General features: G+C 67.5%; 13 protein-coding genes. 5 read left to right on the forward strand and 8 right to left on the reverse strand.

The annotated features are described in order from the left end of the window. The first annotated feature begins 88 nt into the window (after nt 1–88). Both cls and CDN36_RS11675 read left to right on the forward strand, forming a co-directional pair. Nucleotides 89–1,516 carry a cardiolipin synthase gene (cls, locus tag CDN36_RS11670; RefSeq protein ID WP_150555898.1) on the forward strand — a complete coding sequence of 476 codons (1,428 nt, stop codon included), beginning with the start codon at nt 89–91 and terminating at the stop codon, nt 1,514–1,516. Nucleotides 1,517–1,649: 133 nt separating this feature from the next. Further along, nucleotides 1,650–3,605: an ATP-binding cassette domain-containing protein gene (locus tag CDN36_RS11675; RefSeq protein WP_150555899.1), complete on the forward strand. Its 1,956-nt coding sequence runs from the start codon at nt 1,650–1,652 to the stop codon at nt 3,603–3,605. Between the two features lie 86 nt (nt 3,606–3,691). On the opposite strand, the gene radA is transcribed toward CDN36_RS11675, so the two are convergent. After that, the gene (gene radA / locus CDN36_RS11680; protein WP_150555900.1) at nt 3,692–5,065 is read right to left on the reverse strand and encodes a DNA repair protein RadA; all 1,374 of its coding nucleotides are present in this window, start codon (nt 5,063–5,065) and stop codon (nt 3,692–3,694) included. A gap of 32 nt (nt 5,066–5,097) precedes the next feature. Further along, nucleotides 5,098–6,168, reverse strand: coding sequence for an alanine racemase (gene alr / locus CDN36_RS11685; protein WP_150555901.1), 1,071 nt, complete (start codon nt 6,166–6,168; stop codon nt 5,098–5,100). A gap of 338 nt (nt 6,169–6,506) precedes the next feature. On the opposite strand from alr, the gene lplT reads away from it, so the two are divergent. Both lplT and thiD read left to right on the forward strand, forming a co-directional pair. Beyond that, on the forward strand, nt 6,507–7,799 hold the full coding sequence (lplT, locus tag CDN36_RS11690) for a lysophospholipid transporter LplT (RefSeq protein ID WP_287496800.1): 1,293 nt from the start codon (nt 6,507–6,509) through the stop codon (nt 7,797–7,799). A 1-nt stretch (nt 7,800) separates the two neighbouring features. Next, complete coding sequence (gene thiD, locus CDN36_RS11695; protein ID WP_150555903.1) at nt 7,801–8,625, forward strand: bifunctional hydroxymethylpyrimidine kinase/phosphomethylpyrimidine kinase; 825 nt, start codon at nt 7,801–7,803, stop codon at nt 8,623–8,625. An 82-nt stretch (nt 8,626–8,707) separates the two neighbouring features. Here thiD and CDN36_RS11700 read toward each other — a convergent pair whose 3' ends face one another. Genes CDN36_RS11700 through tsaB form a run of 4 tightly spaced genes read right to left on the reverse strand, consistent with a single transcriptional unit; the run spans nt 8,708 to nt 12,279 of the window. Further along, a complete protein-coding gene (locus CDN36_RS11700) occupies nt 8,708–10,003 on the reverse strand; it encodes a DUF1853 family protein (protein ID WP_287496801.1) in 1,296 nt (431 codons plus the stop codon). Next, on the reverse strand, nt 9,964–11,055 hold the full coding sequence (locus CDN36_RS11705; protein ID WP_287496802.1) for a uracil-DNA glycosylase: 1,092 nt from the start codon (nt 11,053–11,055) through the stop codon (nt 9,964–9,966). Before CDN36_RS11705 ends, CDN36_RS11700 begins: the two co-directional genes overlap by 40 nt. After that, nucleotides 11,042–11,521, reverse strand: coding sequence for a ribosomal protein S18-alanine N-acetyltransferase (rimI, locus tag CDN36_RS11710; RefSeq protein WP_150555906.1), 480 nt, complete (start codon nt 11,519–11,521; stop codon nt 11,042–11,044). The genes CDN36_RS11705 and rimI overlap by 14 nt, the downstream gene beginning before the upstream one ends. Next, a complete protein-coding gene (tsaB, locus tag CDN36_RS11715) occupies nt 11,521–12,279 on the reverse strand; it encodes a tRNA (adenosine(37)-N6)-threonylcarbamoyltransferase complex dimerization subunit type 1 TsaB (protein ID WP_287496803.1) in 759 nt (252 codons plus the stop codon). The genes rimI and tsaB overlap by 1 nt, the downstream gene beginning before the upstream one ends. Before the next feature lie 426 nt (nt 12,280–12,705). Here tsaB and CDN36_RS11720 point away from each other — a divergent pair, with 426 nt between their 5' ends. Further along, nucleotides 12,706–14,553 (forward strand): DEAD/DEAH box helicase, encoded by a 1,848-nt coding sequence (locus CDN36_RS11720; protein ID WP_287496804.1) that lies wholly within the window; start codon nt 12,706–12,708, stop codon nt 14,551–14,553. A gap of 173 nt (nt 14,554–14,726) precedes the next feature. On the opposite strand, the gene pip is transcribed toward CDN36_RS11720, so the two are convergent. Further along, nucleotides 14,727–15,803: a prolyl aminopeptidase gene (pip, locus tag CDN36_RS11725; protein WP_287496805.1), complete on the reverse strand. Its 1,077-nt coding sequence runs from the start codon at nt 15,801–15,803 to the stop codon at nt 14,727–14,729. A gap of 241 nt (nt 15,804–16,044) precedes the next feature. Next, nucleotides 16,045–17,643 (reverse strand): malate synthase A, encoded by a 1,599-nt coding sequence (gene aceB / locus CDN36_RS11730; protein ID WP_287496806.1) that lies wholly within the window; start codon nt 17,641–17,643, stop codon nt 16,045–16,047. Nucleotides 17,644–17,646: the final 3 nt, after the last annotated feature.

Consider the following 17,646-nt stretch of genomic DNA (forward strand, 5'->3'; position numbering starts at 1 on the left):
CCGCCCCCCTCGCCCAAGTCGACACACCCCGGTTACACTCGGGGTCCCGAGTCGGCTCGACTCTTGGCTGGGAGGAAAGAAGTCCGTCATGGTGCTCAATTGGCTCGACGTCGGCTTTGGCGTGGCCTGTATCCATGCACTGGGGATCATCGCCGCGATCCACGCGGTCCTGACGGTGCGCACGTCGCAGGGCGCTGTCGCGTGGGCGGTATCGCTCACGACGATGCCGTACCTCACGCTCATCCCGTATCTCTTTCTCGGACGCTCGAAGTTCGTCGGCTACGTCGAAGCGCGGCGTGCACGCAACGAAGCGCTGCAGTCGCGCATGGGCGAAATCCAGTGGACCGGCGAGCCGCCCGTTTCGATCGACGCCCACCCCGAATTCGCCGCGCTCACCGCCATGACGCGCATGCCGTTCGTGGCGGGCAACCATGTGCGTTTGCTCGTGAACGGGCGCGCCACGTTCGAGGCCGTCTTCGCCGCCATCGACCGCGCGCGCGACTACATCCTCGTTCAATTCTTCATCGTCAAGGATGATGCGCTCGGACGCGCACTTGCCGCCCGCCTGCTCGCGCGCGCCGCAACGGGCGTCAAGGTCTACTTTCTCTACGATCGCATCGGCAGCCACGACCTGCCGCGCAGCTATTGCGAGAAGCTGCGCGAGGGCGGCGTCCTCGTGCATGAATTCGCGGCGGCCAGGCGCGGCATCATCGTCAATCGGTTCCAGCTGAACTTCCGCAACCACCGCAAGATTGTCGTCGTCGACGGCAACGAGGCGTTCGTGGGCGGGCACAACGTCGGTGTGGAGTATCTCGGCGAAAGGCCGCCGCTCGCGCCGTGGCGCGACACGCATGTTTCGGTGCGCGGTCCGGCTGTCGTGGGCATCCAGCGCGCCTTCGCGGAAGACTGGCACTGGAGCACGGGCACGGTGCCCGAGCTCAACCGTCAGCCGGCCGCCTCGGGCGAGGACATGCACTGCCAGGTGGTGCCGAGCGGCCCCGCCGACCGGCTCGAGACATCGTCGCTGTTCTTCGTGACGCTCATCAACGCCGCGCAAAAGCGCGTATGGCTCGCCACGCCCTACTTCGTGCCCGACGAAGCAGTCTTCTCCGCCCTGCGGCTCGCGGTGCTGCGCGGCGTGGACGTTCGGCTGCTGATCCCCGACCGGGCCGACCACTACGTGGTGTTCGAGGCGACCACGTCATACGCCTTCGAGGCGGCGCGCAGCGGCATCCAGGTCTATCGCTACCAGCACGGCTTCGTCCATCAGAAGGTCGTGCTCATCGACGACAGCGCCGCGGCCGTGGGCAGCGCGAACCTCGACAACCGGTCGTTGCGCCTCAACTTCGAGCTCATGCTGCTCACGGTCGATCGCGCCTTCGCCGACGGCGTGGCATCCATGCTGGCCAATGACTTCGCGCGCGCCGCGCTGCTCGACAAGGACGACTTTCGGAAAGTGCCGAGGTGGCGCCAACTCGTGATGCGCGTGGCGCGGCTCTTCGCGCCGATTCTCTGACGCTCGCCGGCGTGTCGCGACAAGGCGTGCGGGCGTGGCTGGCGCAATGGATTTCCGCCGGGACCGCCCCACCCGGTAAAATGCGCGTTTGGCCGCCCAGAGGCGGCCTCGCCCGCATTCATACCGCTATCTCGTGATCCGATTCGAACACCTCACGCTCGCGCGCGGCACCAAGCCGCTTTTCGAGGACACCTCCGTCACGCTCAATCCCGGCGAACGCGTCGGCCTCGTCGGCGCCAACGGTGCCGGAAAGTCCACGCTGTTCGCGCTGCTGCGTGGTCAGTTGCACGCCGACGGCGGCGATGTTCTCGTGCCGGCCAGTTGGCGCGTTGCCCACGTCATGCAGGAAACGCCCGCCGTCGAGCGCACCGCACTCGACTACGTGCTCGACGGCGACACCCGTCTGCGCGAGATCGAAGCGGCCATTGCCGCGGCCGAAGCGGCCCACGACGGCCACGCACAGGCCGAGGCGCACGCGGCGTTCGCCGACGCCGACGGCTACACCGCGCCGGCGCGCGGCGAGGCGCTGTTGCTCGGCCTGGGATTCACACTGGCGCAGACGCAGCTGCCGGTGGCGAGCTTCTCGGGCGGATGGCGCATGCGCCTGAATCTGGCGCAGGCGCTCATGTGTCCGTCCGATCTTCTGCTGCTCGACGAGCCGACCAACCACCTGGATCTGGACGCCATCGTCTGGCTCGAAGACTGGCTCAGGCGCTACGCGGGCACGCTCATCGTGATCTCGCACGATCGCGAGTTTCTCGACGAAGTCTGCAACGTCACCCTGCATATCGAGAACCAGCAGATCAAGCGCTATGGCGGCAACTACAGCCAGTTCGAGATTTTGCGCGGCCAGCAACTGGCGTTGCAGCAAAGCGCGTTCGTGAAACAGCAAAAGACGATCGCGCATCTCGAATCGTTCATCTCGCGATTCAAGGCCAAGGCCACGAAGGCGCGTCAGGCGCAAAGCCGCATGAAGGCGCTCGAGAAGATGGAGCGCATCGCGCCCGCGCATGTAGCCTCACCGTTCACGTTCGAGTTCCGGGCGGCCGACAGCGCACCGAACCCGATGCTGGTGCTCGATGCCGTGCGCTGCGGCTACGCGCTCGACGACGGCTCCGAAAGGATCATCCTGCCGCATGTGACGATGTCGGTGCAAAACGAGCAGCGCATCGGCTTGCTCGGCGCCAACGGCCAGGGCAAGTCGACGCTGATCAAGACGCTTGCGGGCACGCTCGCGCCGTTGGCCGGCACGGTGAAGACCGGCAAGGGGCTGCAGATCGGCTACTTCGCCCAGCACCAGGTGGAGACGCTGCGTCACGACGATTCGCCGCTGCAGCATCTGCAGCGCCTCGCGCCCGACACGCGCGAGCAGGAGCTGCGCGACTTTCTCGGCGGCTTCAATTTCCGCGGCGAGATGGCCACCTCGCCCATCGCACCTTTCTCGGGCGGGGAAAAGGCCCGCCTGGCCCTGGCGCTCATCATCTGGCAAAAGCCCAATCTGCTGCTGCTCGACGAGCCGACCAACCACCTGGACCTGGAAACGCGTCATGCGCTCACGATGGCGCTCGCGCAATTCGACGGCACGCTGATTCTCGTCTCGCACGATCGGCACTTGCTGCGCGCGACGACCGATCAGTTCCTGCTCGTGGCCGGTGGCGAAGTCAAGCCGTTCGACGGCGATCTTGACGACTATCGCGACTGGCTGCTGCAGCACGCGGCCGAGCAGCGCGCGGCCGCACGCCAGATGCGCGGCGAAGCCGACGACAGTGAGGGTGCGGAGGGCGCCGACGGTGCAGACGGCGTCACGCGCAAGGACCAGAAGCGCGCCGAAGCGCAGGAACGCCAGCGCCTGTCGCAGTTGCGCAAGCCGCTGCAGCGCAAGATCGAGAAGCTCGAAGCGTCGATGGCGGCACTGTCGGAAGAAAAGGCCCGGCTCGACGCGCTGCTCGCCGACAGCGCGACATACGACGCGTCGAACAAGGCGCTGCTCACCGAGAGCCTCAGGCAGCAGGCGGATGTCGCCGCGAAGCTGTCGGCGGTCGAAGCCGAGTGGCTGGAAACGCAGGAAGCGCTCGAGCAGATCGCCTGATAGCGGCCGAGCGCGGCAGGGCGAGCCGTTCGTCCCCGCGCCCCTGCCGCCCCCTTGCCTGCCTGCGACGACACACTTCGCCGCCGTTACATCCCGGCGACCACCGAAATCGCTTGCTCCAGACGGTCGACGGCGTGGACTTCGAGCCCGTCGATCGGTTGCTTCGGTGCGTTCGCCTTGGGGATGACCGCAATCGAGAAGCCGAGCTTGGCGGCCTCCCGGAGGCGCTCCTGCCCTCGCGGGCTCGGCCGGATTTCCCCCGCCAGACCGACTTCGCCGAACGCCACGATGCCGCGCGGCAGCGGCTTGTTGCGCAGCGACGAATGGATCGCGAGCAGCACCGCAAGATCGGCCGCCGGCTCGGAAATCTTCACGCCGCCCACGGCATTGAGAAACACGTCCTGGTCGAAGCACGCGATGCCCGCGTGGCGATGCATCACCGCCAGCAGCATGGCCAGACGGTTCTGCTCCAGCCCGACCGCCAGACGCCGCGGGTTCGGCACCTGCGCCGTGTCGACGAGCGCCTGCACTTCGACGAGCAACGGGCGCGTGCCCTCCTGCGTGACGAGCACGCACGAGCCCGGCACGCTCTGCTCGTGCTGCGAGAGGAACAGCGCGGAGGGGTTCGCCACACCGCGCAGCCCCTTCTCGGTCATCGCGAACACGCCGAGTTCGTTCACGGCGCCGAAGCGGTTCTTGAATGCGCGCACGAGACGATAGGACGAGTGCGTGTCGCCTTCGAAATACAGCACGGTGTCGACGATGTGCTCGAGCACGCGTGGCCCGGCCAGACTGCCCTCCTTCGTCACGTGACCGACCATGATGACAGTCACGCCGCTTTGCTTGGCCGCGCGCGTGAGCTGCGCGGCGCACTCGCGCACCTGCGCCACCGAGCCGGGCGCGGAGCTCAGCGCTTCGGAATAGATGGTCTGGATCGAGTCGATGACGACGACGTCGGGCTTCTCCGAATCCATCGCCCCGAGAATCTTCTCGAGCTGGATTTCCGCGAGCAGATCGAGCTCGCCGCCGCCCTCGCCCGACGCCCCCAGGCCGAGTCGCTGCGCGCGCAACGCAATCTGCGCACCGGATTCCTCGCCGCTCACGTAGAGCGCGCGGCGCTCGCGCGACAGATGCGCCAGCGACTGGAGCAGCAGCGTCGACTTCCCGATGCCGGGATCGCCGCCGATCAGCACCACCCCGCCGGCCACGAGGCCGCCGCCGAGTACGCGGTCGAATTCGCTCACGCCGCTCGAAAAGCGCGGCACGTCCGCCGCTTCGATCTGCGCGAGCTTGCGCACCGGCGTGCTCTTGGCGAGCGACTGATAGCGGTGGCCGGTCGACGTTTCCGCCACGGACTCGACGAGCGTATTCCAGCCGTTGCAGTTGGGGCACTGACCGGCCCACTTGGGCGTTTGCCCACCGCATTCGGTGCAGAGGTAGACAGTCTTGGCTTTGGCCATGCGTTTGCGATCCCGTCCCGGTGTTCCGTGGTTCAGTTGGCGTGCACCGGAACGCGGCGCGCAACCGCACACATCAACTCGTAGCCGAGCGTGCCAGCCGCGGCAGCCACCTCGTCGATGCTAAGCCCGCGGCCCCACAGCGTAACGCTCGAGCCTACGCGCGCCTGCGGCACCGGCGTGAGGTCGACGGCCAGCATGTCCATCGACACGCGACCGACCGTGCGGGTGCGCACGCCGTCGACGAGCACCGGCGTGCCCGTGGGCGCCACGCGCGGATAACCGTCGGCATAACCGCACGCGACCGTGCCGACACGCATCGGCGCCTCGGCCGTAAAGAGGCTGCCGTAGCCGACCGTGCCGCCCGCGGGCACGTCCTGCACGCCGATGAGCGAGGCTTCGAGCGTCATCGTCGGCTGCAGATCGAGCGACGCGGCGCTCACCTCGACGCCCTTCGGCGACGACCCATAGAGCATGATGCCGGGACGCACCCAGGCACCGTGCGTGCCCGGATGAAACAGTGTGGCCGCCGAATTGGCGAGACTGCGCTCGCCGGGCACGTCGCGCGCGCCGCGCTCGAACGCTTCCATCTGGTGCTCGATGCCTCGCGGGCCGTCGGCGTCGGAGAAGTGAGTCATCAGCACGATCTGGCTCACGCACGGAATCGCGCGGGCACGCTCCCACGCGGCACGAAAACGCTCGGGCGCGAAACCCAGGCGATTCATGCCGGAATTCATCTTCAGCTGCACGTTGACCGGCTTGGTGAGCCGCGCCGTCTCGAGCATGCGCAACTGGTCGTCGCAGTGCACGGTGGTCGTCAGACCGTACTCGTCGACGACGGCCAGGTCGTCCGGCGTGAAGAATCCCTCTAGCAGCAGAATGGGGCCGGCCCAGCCGAGCTGGCGCAAACGGACGGCCTCGTCGAGGTCGAGCAGGCCGAAGCCGTCGGCGTCGCGCAATCCGGGATAGGCGTTCTCGATGCCGTGCCCGTAGGCGTTGGCCTTGACGACCGCCCACACCTTCGCGGCGGGCGCATGGCGGCGGGCGACGTCGAGATTGTGGGCAAGGGCTGCGGTATGAATCGAGACTTTGATGGGACGAGGCATGGCAGGTTCGGCAACGGGAGGAGAAGCTCGCCGGCACAGGCCGGCGGCATAACGCATCGGCATATTTTCGTGTTATAAAGCCGTGCGCACAACTTGTTTTGCCGAAATCTTTATCCCGACAAGAATATCGGTCTCAGACCGAGGGCGACCGGGCGCCCGACACGGGGACTCCAAGACCGAGCATACGGTCGTTTGACGACATTTGAAGGCTGGATGAGCGCAGATACCCCTGTGTTTAAGCCCGGTTTCTTCCCGTTAAGGCGCCTGCGGAGGGCGCCGCGGATTCCGACAACCGAGACACGCAAGTTTTACGCCGCACGGGATCGACTCAAGTACCGATGAAGAAAGGCTTTTACACCATCATGGCCGCGCAGTTTTTTTCGTCGCTGGCCGACAATGCATTGCTCATCGCCGCAATCGCACTCCTGAAAGACTTGCATTCCCCGCAGTGGATGACCCCGCTGCTCAAACTCTTCTTCGTTCTCTCCTACGTCATTCTCGCCGCCTACGTGGGCGCGTTCGCCGACTCGATGCCCAAGGGCCGGGTGATGTTCATCAGCAACTCGATCAAGGTAGCCGGCTGCCTGATGATGCTGTTCGGCTCGCATCCGCTCATCGCCTATGGCGTGGTGGGGTTCGGCGCCGCGGCCTACTCGCCCGCGAAGTACGGCATTCTCACCGAATTGCTGCCCGCGGAGAAGCTCGTCGCGGCCAATGGCTGGATCGAGGGGCTGACGGTGAGCTCGATCATTCTGGGCACGGTGCTCGGCGGTGCGCTCATCAGCCCGCACGTCTCCGAGTGGATCCTGCAGCGCACGCCCGAGGTCATCAATTCGCCCGCGATGGCCGCCATGGTGGTCATCATGGGCATCTACGTGATCGCCGCACTGTTCAATCTGCGCATTCCCGATACCGGTGCGCGCTATGCGCGCCAGGAACGCAATCCGATCAAGCTCGTCTCGGATTTCGCCGATTGCTTCGTCACGCTGTGGCGCGACAGGCTCGGTCAGATTTCGCTCGCCGTGACCACGCTGTTCTGGGGCGCCGGCGCGACGCTGCAGTTCATCGTGCTGCGCTGGGCCGAGAAGGCGCTCGGCATGACGCTGTCCGAAGGCGCGATCCTGCAGGCCGTGTCGGCCGTGGGCGTGGCCATTGGCGCCATCGTGGCGGCTTCGCGCATTCCGCTCAAGCGCTCGCTGTCCGTGCTGCCCGTGGGCATCGCCATGGGCGTCGCCGTCATGGCCATGGCGTTCTTCTCGAAGGACCTTCTGCCCTGGGGCACCGAGTGGAAGATGCCGCTGTACCTGATCATCGCGTACATCTTCCTGATCATCGTGGGCGCGCTCGCCGGCTTCTTCGTGGTGCCGATGAACGCCCTGCTCCAACACCGCGGACACGTGCTGCTCTCGGCCGGCCATTCGATCGCCGTGCAGAACTTCAACGAAAACCTGTCGGTGCTGATCATGCTGTGCCTCTACGCCCTGCTGATCTGGTGCAACGTGCCGGTCGGGGTCGTCATCATCCTCTTCGGTGTGTTCGTCTCGGGCACGATGTGGCTCGTCATGAAGCGCCACCAGGCCAATCAGCGCGAATTCGACTCGGTCGCGCTCATTGGCGAAGTCAAGCATTGATATGGATTTGCGTCAGTCGTCCGCCCCTATCGCCCTCACCATCGCCGGCTCGGATTCCAGCGGCGGGGCCGGCATCCAGGCCGATCTCAAGACCTTTTGCGCGCTCGGCGCATACGGGGCGAGCGTCATCACGGCGCTCACCGCGCAGAACACGCAAGGCGTGACGGGCATCCACACGCCGCCTGCGAGTTTCGTCACGGCTCAGATGGACGCCGTGTTTCAGGATCTCGAAGTCGACGCCGTAAAGCTCGGCATGCTCGCGAACGCCGACGTCGTGCGTGCGGTGGCCGCCGGCCTGCGGCGGTACAAGCCGCGCTTCGTGGTGCTCGATACGGTGATGATTTCGAAGAGCGGACACGCGCTGCTGCAACCGGACGCCGTCGCGGCATTGCGCGACGAATTACTGCCGCTCGCGGATCTGATCACGCCGAACCTGCCCGAGGCCGCCGCGTTGCTGGGCGTGGCGCCTGCGACGGACGAAGCCGGGATGGAGCGCCAGGCGCAGGCGCTGCGCTCGCTCGGCGCTCGCCATGTGCTCGTCAAGGGCGGACATCTGGCGAGCGACCTGAGCCCGGACTGGCTCGTGAGCGCCAGCGGCGTCGAGCGCTTCAACGCGCCGCGCATTGCCGCTCACAACACGCACGGCACCGGGTGCACGCTTTCGGCCGCACTCGCCGCCTTGCGTGCACGTCGCGAAGACTGGTCAAGCACCGTGCGCGACGCCAAGGCCTACCTGAGCGGCGCACTCGCGGCCAGCGACGCGCTGCGCGTCGGGCACGGCATCGGCCCCGTTCATCACTTCCACGCGATCTGGCCGAAGCCGTAGCGCGTGTCGGCGAACGCGCCGCGCGTTCGCCCCTCTCACGTTCGCCTCTCACGTCTGCAAGCCCGGCGCCCTGCCGCCGCCGTCAGATCGACGGCGCGCTGTCTTCGGCGGTGCGTGCGAGCGCGCGTTGCGCAGCCGCCTCGGCGCGCTCGCTCAACTCCTCGATGCGATGCCTCGCTCGCGGCGCCCAGAAATCCGGCACGATGAAGCCGCGCTCGCATTCGAACCAATCGTCCGCTGCGCCGGGCTTCTCAACGCCCTCGCGGCGTGCGAGCGAGACGACGAGCAGCGGCTCGGCGACGCCGCGCTCGCGCCAGTGCGCCTCGATGCGCTCGTGCATCTCGACGAGCGAGCATGCGCGGGACGCCGCAACGCGCGCAGGCGCCAGCCAGCGCGCGCGCGGCAGCATGGCCCACGCACGCGCAGGAGACGACGCGCCCGCGGGCGCGGCCGATTGCGCGTGCGCCCACCACTCGTCGAGCGTCGCCCACCAGCCCCTGCCGTGCGTCTCGGAGGCCGCCTGCGGCAACTGCACGGGCTGCGTGAGCGGATGGAACAACCAGCCCTTGAGGTACACCTGCGGCAGCCACGGGCCGGCCGCCGGCAACGCACTGCGGGCAGCGTCGAGGGTCGTGAGCCGCAGCTGGTGTCCGAGCAATCGCGCGACCTTGTCGGCGAAGCTGTCGGCGAGGTTCGGCCCGAGCCAGTGAAATTGCACGGCGCGCTCGTCGAGCGGGGCCGACGCGGCCGGGGGAACGAACAGATACAGCTTCACGGCCAGTTCCCAATGCAGCAGCCGGCCGTCGGCGCGACGCTCGAGCAGGAAGTCGCATTCGCCGAGCGTCATGTTGCCACGCCGCGCGTCGCGCACCTGAAGGCCGGCCGCGAGCAGTTCGAAGCGCGGGCTGTGCAGCAGTGCGTAGTGCAGCAACTGTTCGGCATAACGGCCGAGCCGGTGACTCTCGCCGCGCGCGAGAAATTCGCGCAACGGCCGCGAATCGGCGTCGCAGGCGAGCAGCCAGTCGTGCAGGTCGCGGGAATGGAAGATGGGATCGGGAGCAGAACCGGGATCGGGACCGGGATCAAAATCGCCGGGCGGCGACGTGCCGGGCGCTTGCGGCGCTGGCGAGGATGGCGATGGCAGTGGCGGTGATGTCGGTCGCGATGACGGTCCCGATGATGGTCGCGATGACGGTCCCGATGGCGGCGACGTCTCGGCCGCGGCGTGGACGCCGTCGAAGTGGGCAAGCGCCGCGGGAAAGCGCGCGGCACTGAGCAAATCGGCAGACAGCAACAACCACGCGAGGTCGCGCACCGGCGCCTCGCGCAGCGCTTGCATCAGTTCGCCATAGGCTTGTTGGCCGGAGTCGATTCGCACACTGCCTCGTAGGTAGCCCGCGCCAGGCACCAATCCGTCCAGGCCTTGGCCTTGTCGGGCAGACTGCGTAACAGATAGGCCGGATGATAAGTCACGATCACCGGCACCCCTTCGTACTCGTGTACGCGCCCGCGCAGGCTGGCAATGCTCGCCTGCGTGCGCAGAATGCTCTGCGCCGCGAAGCGCCCCATCACCACGATCACCCGCGGCTTGAGCAACGCCACCTGCCGCTTCAGATACGGCTCGCAGTTCGTCACTTCGCCGGGTTCCGGATCGCGGTTGTTCGGCGGACGGCACTTGAGCACGTTCGCGATATACACGTTCTCGCCGCGCCGCAGCGTTACCGCGCGCAGCATGTTATCGAGCAGCTTACCCGCTTGTCCGACGAATGGCTCGCCCTGCAGGTCTTCCTGTTGCCCGGGCGCCTCGCCCACGAGCAGCCAGTCGGCTTCGCGATCGCCCACGCCGAACACCGTCTGCGTGCGCTTTTCGCACAGGCCGCACAGACGGCAATTGGACACGCGCTCGGTCAGCGCGTCCCAGTCGAGCGTGTCGAGCGCCGGTACGGCCAGGCGCGCCGCCGCACCGCTCGCCTGACCGGCCTCGCCGGCCTCGCGCATGATCGACCACAGGGCCGCATCGGCCGCCGCGTCGCCGTCGCCGCTGCCATCGGCGTCGAGCCACATCGGAATGTCGTCGGGCGGCGCAGCGCCCATGCGGCGCTGGGTGCCGCGCGCCGCCCCATCGGACGCATGATCGGACGCAGCATCCGGCCCGGCAGCCCGGGCCGCCGGGCGAACGGCGGCAGGCGGCGCCATCGTCGCCGTGCGCGCCGAAGTCGCGGCGACCGGCGTCACGTCCCACGGCGGCAGTTCGTCCGCCTGTGCAGGGCTCGCTGCGCGCATGGCGTTCGTCGCCCGCGCGATAGCGTCGGGCGCAGCAAGCGTCGCCCCGCCGTCGGCTTGCGCGTCGGCCACAAGGGATGCGGCACCTTGCGGCACCCACACCGGCCAAAGCCCGAACTCTTCCAGAATCGCTTTAGGCCACGGCACGATCGGTCTCCCACGACAGGCGCATCACGATAGCGTCTTCACGACGCCCGCTCGCCGGATAGTATCCCTTGCGACGGCCAATCTGCTCGAAGCCGAAACGCTCGTAAATGCGCAGCGCGCGCAGGTTCGACGGGCGCACCTCGAGCAGCACGCCGCCCATTCCCTGCGCGCGCGAGACGCGCACGACTTCTTCGAGCAACTGCACGCCCAGTCCGTTGCCCTGCATCTCGGGTGTGACGCAGACGTTGAGCAGATGCGCCTCGTCCACCACCGGCATCAGCAGGAAATAGCCGAGCAGCGTACCGTCGACCGCCCGCAGACAAACCCCGTGATGTCCGGCGGCAAGCGAATCGGCGAAGTTCTGGCGCGTCCACGGGAACGGATAGGCGCGCACCTCGACGGCGAGAATCTCGTCGAGATCGGCCATCGTCATCGGTGAAAAGTGGTTCGGCCCGCTCTGGCGCATCACGACGCTCCCTTGCCGCCGCCGGGCGCGGCCGCCTTGATCGCCTCGCGCTCGGCCGTCGTCTGCGCCACCTTGTTGCGGATGTACACCGGCATGGCCTGATCGGCGGGAATCGCCTCGCCGCGCGCGAACGCGCGGGCCGCCAGTTCGGCGACGTAACGTGCGCGCGGCATGGCGTCGGCCAGCACGGCCTGCGCCGCGGCAGCCGCCTGCAGACGCTCGCCGAACGCAGTCGCGGCGTTGCCCGCGACGACGAAGGCCGCGTCGGGCGCGCGCACCTGCTCTGCGGCGTCGAGCGATGGAGCCCGCACCTCTTGCCATTCGCCCGCCGCGGCATCCCAGGCGTAGTCGGCCCAATACGCTTCGTTCATGCGGGCATCGAGCGCAACGAGCACACGCCGGGCGTCGGCACGCGACGCGCGAGCCGCCTCGGCGCAGGCCAGGAGCGTGCCGACGGGCACCACCGGCAGTCCGGCGCCGAATGCGAGCCCCTGCGCCACGCCGCATGCGGTGCGCAGCCCGGTAAACGAGCCGGGGCCGGCGCCGAACGCGATCGCGTCGCAACCGGCGAGCGCAACGCCCGCCTCACGCAGCACCTCGCGCGCGGCGGGCAGGATGTGAGTGCTGGAAACCGGACCGGTATCGAGGTGACGCTCGACGACGAGGGCCGGAGCGCCGCTGGCAGGATCGTGGCGATATACGGCGACCGAGCAGAATTCGGTCGAGGTATCGAGAGCGAGAAACGTAATCGAAGACATGGCGCTATTGTAATCGGCCACACGGCGCGCGACCTAGCGGGATCGCGAGCTTGCAGGATGCGCGCGCCGCCGCGGGCGCCACGCGGCTCGCCGTCCGCCCTCTCATCCCCCGTGAAAATCCGAACGTGCACTTTTCCAAAAAACCAGGTATAATCCGCGCTTCGCTTAGCGGGACCCTACGCAATTTCCCGTCAGGCGACGAAAAACCGCGTTTTGCCCCAATTCTGTGATAAGCCGTAGTAGTGCTTGCCGGCACTGGCGTTCGCCACGAATGAATCGCGAACGACCCGCCGCCGTCCCTGGCTTACGATACGGATTACGATCCGCTTTCTGCCCCATCCGCGATTTGCTTCCTGCTTGCGACGAATTGGGTTTGCCGATTGGCGCCAACGCCCCGACACAACCTATCCATCCGCAAGAGGATTCATGGAACAGACTTCCAAGCTGTCTGCGCTCGCGCAGACGTATTTCCCTACGTCCGAAGAAAATGCCGACGCCACCGTTGACGCTGCAACCGCGGGCAACGACGACGGCAAGCCCACGTTCGCCGAGCTCGGCCTGAACCCGGCCATTCTCTCGGCACTCGCCACCGCCGGCTACCACCATCCCACGCCCGTGCAGCAGCGCGCCATTCCGGCCGCGCTCGCCGGGCGCGATCTGCTGGTGTCGAGCCCGACGGGTTCCGGCAAGACGGCCGCCTTCATGCTGCCGGCCATCCATCGCTTCGCCGAGATGCAGGCCAGCGGCGAGCTCAACGGCCGCGCCCCGGCCGCGCATCCGCGCAATCAGCCGGCCGCGCCGGGCGAGAAGCCGCGCAAGGGCCAGCGCGTTCGCCGCGTGGCCGCCCAACCGCTGCTGCTCGTGCTCACGCCGACGCGCGAACTCGCGCAACAGGTGTCGAGCGCCGCGGACACGTATGGCAAGCAACTGCGCCGGCTGCGCACCGTGAGCATCCTGGGCGGCATGCCCTACCCGCGCCAGCTCGAAATGCTGGCCAAGCAGCCCGAGATCGTCGTGGCGACGCCGGGCCGCCTGCTCGATCACATCGCCAGCGGCAAGATCGACCTGTCGCAACTGATGATGCTCGTGCTCGACGAAGCGGATCGCATGCTCGACATGGGCTTCATCGACGATATCCAGACCATCGTCGACGCCACGCCCGAATCGCGCCAGACGCTGCTGTTCTCGGCGACCATCGACGCTCGCATGGGCGAGATCACCCGCCGTCTGCTGCGCGATCCCGAGACCATCGAGATCACGCGCGGCACCGAGCAGCGCACCAACGCCAACATCGAGCAAACGCTGCACTACGTGGACGATCGCGCCCACAAGGACCGTCTGCTCACGCACCTGCTCGGCAACGACGCGCTCGATCAGGCCATCGTGTTCACGTCGACCAAGCGCGACGCCGACCTGCTGGCCGATCAGCTCGAGCAAGCCGGGTTCGACAGCGCCGCGCTGCACGGCGACATGCCGCAAGGCGTGCGCAACCGCACGCTGCGTGCGCTTCGCGAGCGCCGCGTGCGCGTGCTCGTCGCCACCGACGTGGCGGCGCGCGGCATCGACGTGCCGGGCATCACGCACGTGTTCAACTATGACCTGCCGAAGTTCGCCGAGGACTACGTACACCGTATCGGCCGTACCGGCCGTGCCGGCCGCCGCGGTGTCGCCGTGAGCCTCGCCGCACACGCCGAAATCGGCGCGGTGCGCCGCATCGAGCGCTATACGCGCCAGCCGCTGCCGGTCAACGTCGTGGCCGGTTTCGAGCCGCGCCGTGCGCCGCCCAAGGCGGGTGCGGGCGGCAAGCGTCCGGGCCAGGGTCGCGGCGGTCCGCGTCACGGCCAGGGCAACGGCGGCGGTCGCTGGAACAGCAACGGCCCGCGCTACGCCAGCCAGGGCGGTAACGGCGCTGGCGGCAGTCATGGCGGTAATGGCGGTGGCGGCTATCAGGGCGGCCAGCGTTTCGGCGGCGGCAAGCCGGCCGGCGGCCCGTTCGAGCGTCGCGAGAGCAACGGCTTTCACGGCGGCTACCAGCACAGCGCCGGCGGCAATGCCGGCAACGGTTTCTCGAACGGCAGCAGCACCGACCGCTTCGAGCGTCGTTCGCCGCGCCCGTTCGACGGCAATCGCCAGGAGCGAAGCGGCCGTTCGTTCGAAGGCGGCTATCGCCAGGATCGCGGCGGCCGTGACTTTGGCGCCGCACGCCAGGATCGCGGCTTCGGCCATCGAAACGGTGGCAATGGCGGCGGCTTCAACAAGCGTCGCGGCGACTGAGCGTTCTTGGCGCGTCCCGGCCCGAACGAGGCGTCGGGGCGCTGTCCGGCAAGACATCCGACGAGACGCTCGGCGCCTCGCCCGCCCGCATCAAAACCCAAACCCCGAACGTCGGCGTGCCTCGTCGAAGCCGGGGTTTTTCTTTGTCCGCGTGAGGCGACCCGGCGAACGCCTCACGAGGCGCGCGCGAACCGGTCCGTGGCCTCGATCAGCCAGTGCAGAATGGTCGGCTCGCTGAACGCGTGTCCCGCATCGGGCGCCCAGTAGAAGTCCGCCTCGGGCCAGGCCTTGTGCAACTCCCACGCCGTGCGCGCGGGCGTGGCCACGTCGTAGCGCCCCTGCACGATCACGCCGGGAATGTCGCGCAGCGCCGACGCCCCGTCGATGAGCTGATTCGGCGCGAGAAAGCCGTCGTTGACGAAGTAGTGATTTTCGATGCGCGCGAACGCGATCGCGTAGTACGGATCGCCGAACGCTTCGGTGAGAGACTCGTCGGGCAACAGCGTGATCGTGCTGCCCTCCCACTGGCTCCACGCTCGCGCCGCTTCGACCCGCAGCGCCTCGTCCGGACTCGTCAGCCGCTTCTGGTAGGCGCGCATCAGATCGCCGCGCTCCTCGAGCGGAATCGGCGCGAGGAACCTCTCCCAGCGATCCGGGAACAGCCACGACGCCCCCTTCTGGTAGTACCACTGCAACTCCTCGCGCCGCACGGTGAAGACGCCCCTCAGCACCAGTTCGCTCACCCGCATCGGGTACGTCTGCGCATAGGCCAGCGCCAGCGTACTTCCCCAGGAACCGCCGAAGACGAGCCAGCGGTCATAACCGAACTTCGCGCGCAGCCGTTCGATGTCGTCCACCAGGTCCCACGTCGTGTTGTGTTCGAGGCAGGCATGCGGCAACGAGCGCCCGCACCCGCGCTGATCGAACAGGGTCACGCAGTACTTCTCGGGGTCGAACAGGCGCCGGTGCTCCGGCGAGCAGCCACCGCCCGGGCCACCGTGCAGAAACACGGCCGGCTTGCCGAGCGGATTGCCGCACCGCTCCCAGTAGAGCGTGTGACCGTCGCCCACGTCGAGCTGCCCGCTCTCGAACGGCTCGATGGGCGGGTAAGCGCCGCGCAGCGACGTCGGCCGCGCCTCGATGACCCGCCCCGGAGCGCGCGGCGTTCGCGGCGACACCGGCGCAATGGCGTGAGCGTCGGTTCTCGCGTCATGGGGCGCATCGTCGGGAAAATCGGCTGACATCGGCATCCTCTCGTGAGCGGGGGCGGCTGGGACGAACGGCTTCGCCCAAGCCGGGCGCCGGCGGGGGCGAATACGTGAAGTCCAGTGTAGCGCGGTGCCGCAAACAAGACAAAGGACGCCCATCGACGGAAATGGGACGATGCTGCCATCGTCCGGCCCGCCCCGCTCGAGCCCTGCTCGAGCCGTGCTCCAGCCCGCGCGCACCGCCCGTAGTCCGGGTGGTGCGCGCCGGCTCAGCGTGCGGGCGTCACACTTCTTCGTACAGCGGCAGCGTGAGGAAGTCGACGAAGTCCTCGCTCGTACTCATCTGCTCGAAGATCACCGCGGCGCGATCATACGTGGGCGCGCCCTGTCCGACGATTTCCTTGACCTTCGCGAGCTCCTGCGCCACCAGCTCCCGCACCAGCTCGGCCGTCACCTTGCGGCCGTCTTCCAGCTTGCCCTTGGGCGAACGAATCCACTGCCACACCTGCGAGCGCGAGATCTCGGCAGTCGCCGCGTCTTCCATCAGGTTGTGAATCGGCACGCAGCCGTTGCCCGCAAGCCACGCACCCAGATAGTGAATGCCGACGTTGATGTTGTTGCGCAGACCGGCCTCGGTGATCGGCGCCTCGGGCTTGAACTCGAGCAGATCGCGACCCTTGACGTTCACGTCGTCGCGTTGCCTGTCGATCTGGTTGGGGCGATCGCCGAGCACCTTCACGAACGCTTCCATGGCCACCGGCACGAGCCCCGGGTGCGCCACCCAGCCGCCGTCATAGCCATCGGTCGCATCGCGCGCCTTGTCGTCGCGAATGCCGGCCATCGCCTTTTCGTTCGCTTGCGGATCGTTCTTGATCGGAATGAGCGCGCTCATGCCGCCGATGGCCGGTGCGCCGCGACGATGACACGTCTTGAGCAGCAGCAACGCATAAGCGCGCATGAAGGGCACGGTCATGGTGATGCGGCTGCGCTCGGCCAGACAGAACTCGGCGTCGACCTTGAATTTCTTGATGCAGGAAAAGATGTAATCCCAGCGGCCTGCGTTCAGGCCCGCGCTGTGCTCGCGCAGCTCGTACAGGATTTCGTCCATCTCGAACGCGGCGAGGATCGTCTCGACGAGCACGGTCGCCTTGATCGTGCCTTGCGCCACGCCGAGTTCGCTCTGAGCGAGCACGAAGACGTCGTTCCACAAACGCGCTTCGAGGTGGCTTTCGAGCTTGGGCAGGTAGTAGTACGGTCCGAAGCCGCGCTCGAGCGACGCCCTGGCGTTGTGGAAGAAGTGCAGGCCGAAGTCGAACAGGCTGCCCGACATGCGCGCGCCGTCCACGCTCACGTGCTTCTCGTCGAGATGCCAGCCGCGCGGGCGCACGATCAGCGTGGCGACCTTGTCGTTCAATTTGTAGTGCTTGCCGTTCTGCTCGAGGCTGATCACGCCGCGCACGGCATCGCGCACGTTGATGTGGCCTTGCAACTGATTGTGCCAGTTCGGGGTGTTCGAGTCCTCGAAGTCGGTCATATAGCTGTCCGCCCCCGAATTCAGCGCGTTGATGATCATCTTGCGCTCGACCGGGCCGGTGATTTCCACGCGGCGGCATTGCAGTGCGGCCGGCAGCGGCGCAATGCGCCAGTCGCCGTCGCGAATCGATTGTGTCTCGGGCAGGAAGTCGGGCACTTCACCGGCGTCCAGACGGGCGGCGCGCGCCGCGCGCGCGGCGAGCAACGCCTGGCGACGCGGCTCGAACGCGCGATGCAGCTTGGCGATGAACGCCAACGCCTCGGGGGTCAGGATCGCTTCGTACTCGGGACGGATATCGGTCTTGGCATCGACATGCAATTGCATGCCGGGGGGCAGCATCAGGGGCATCAG

This window comes from Pandoraea sp. CB10b_02 (assembly GCF_002216225.1).
Lineage (GTDB): Bacteria > Pseudomonadota > Gammaproteobacteria > Burkholderiales > Burkholderiaceae > Pandoraea > Pandoraea nosoerga.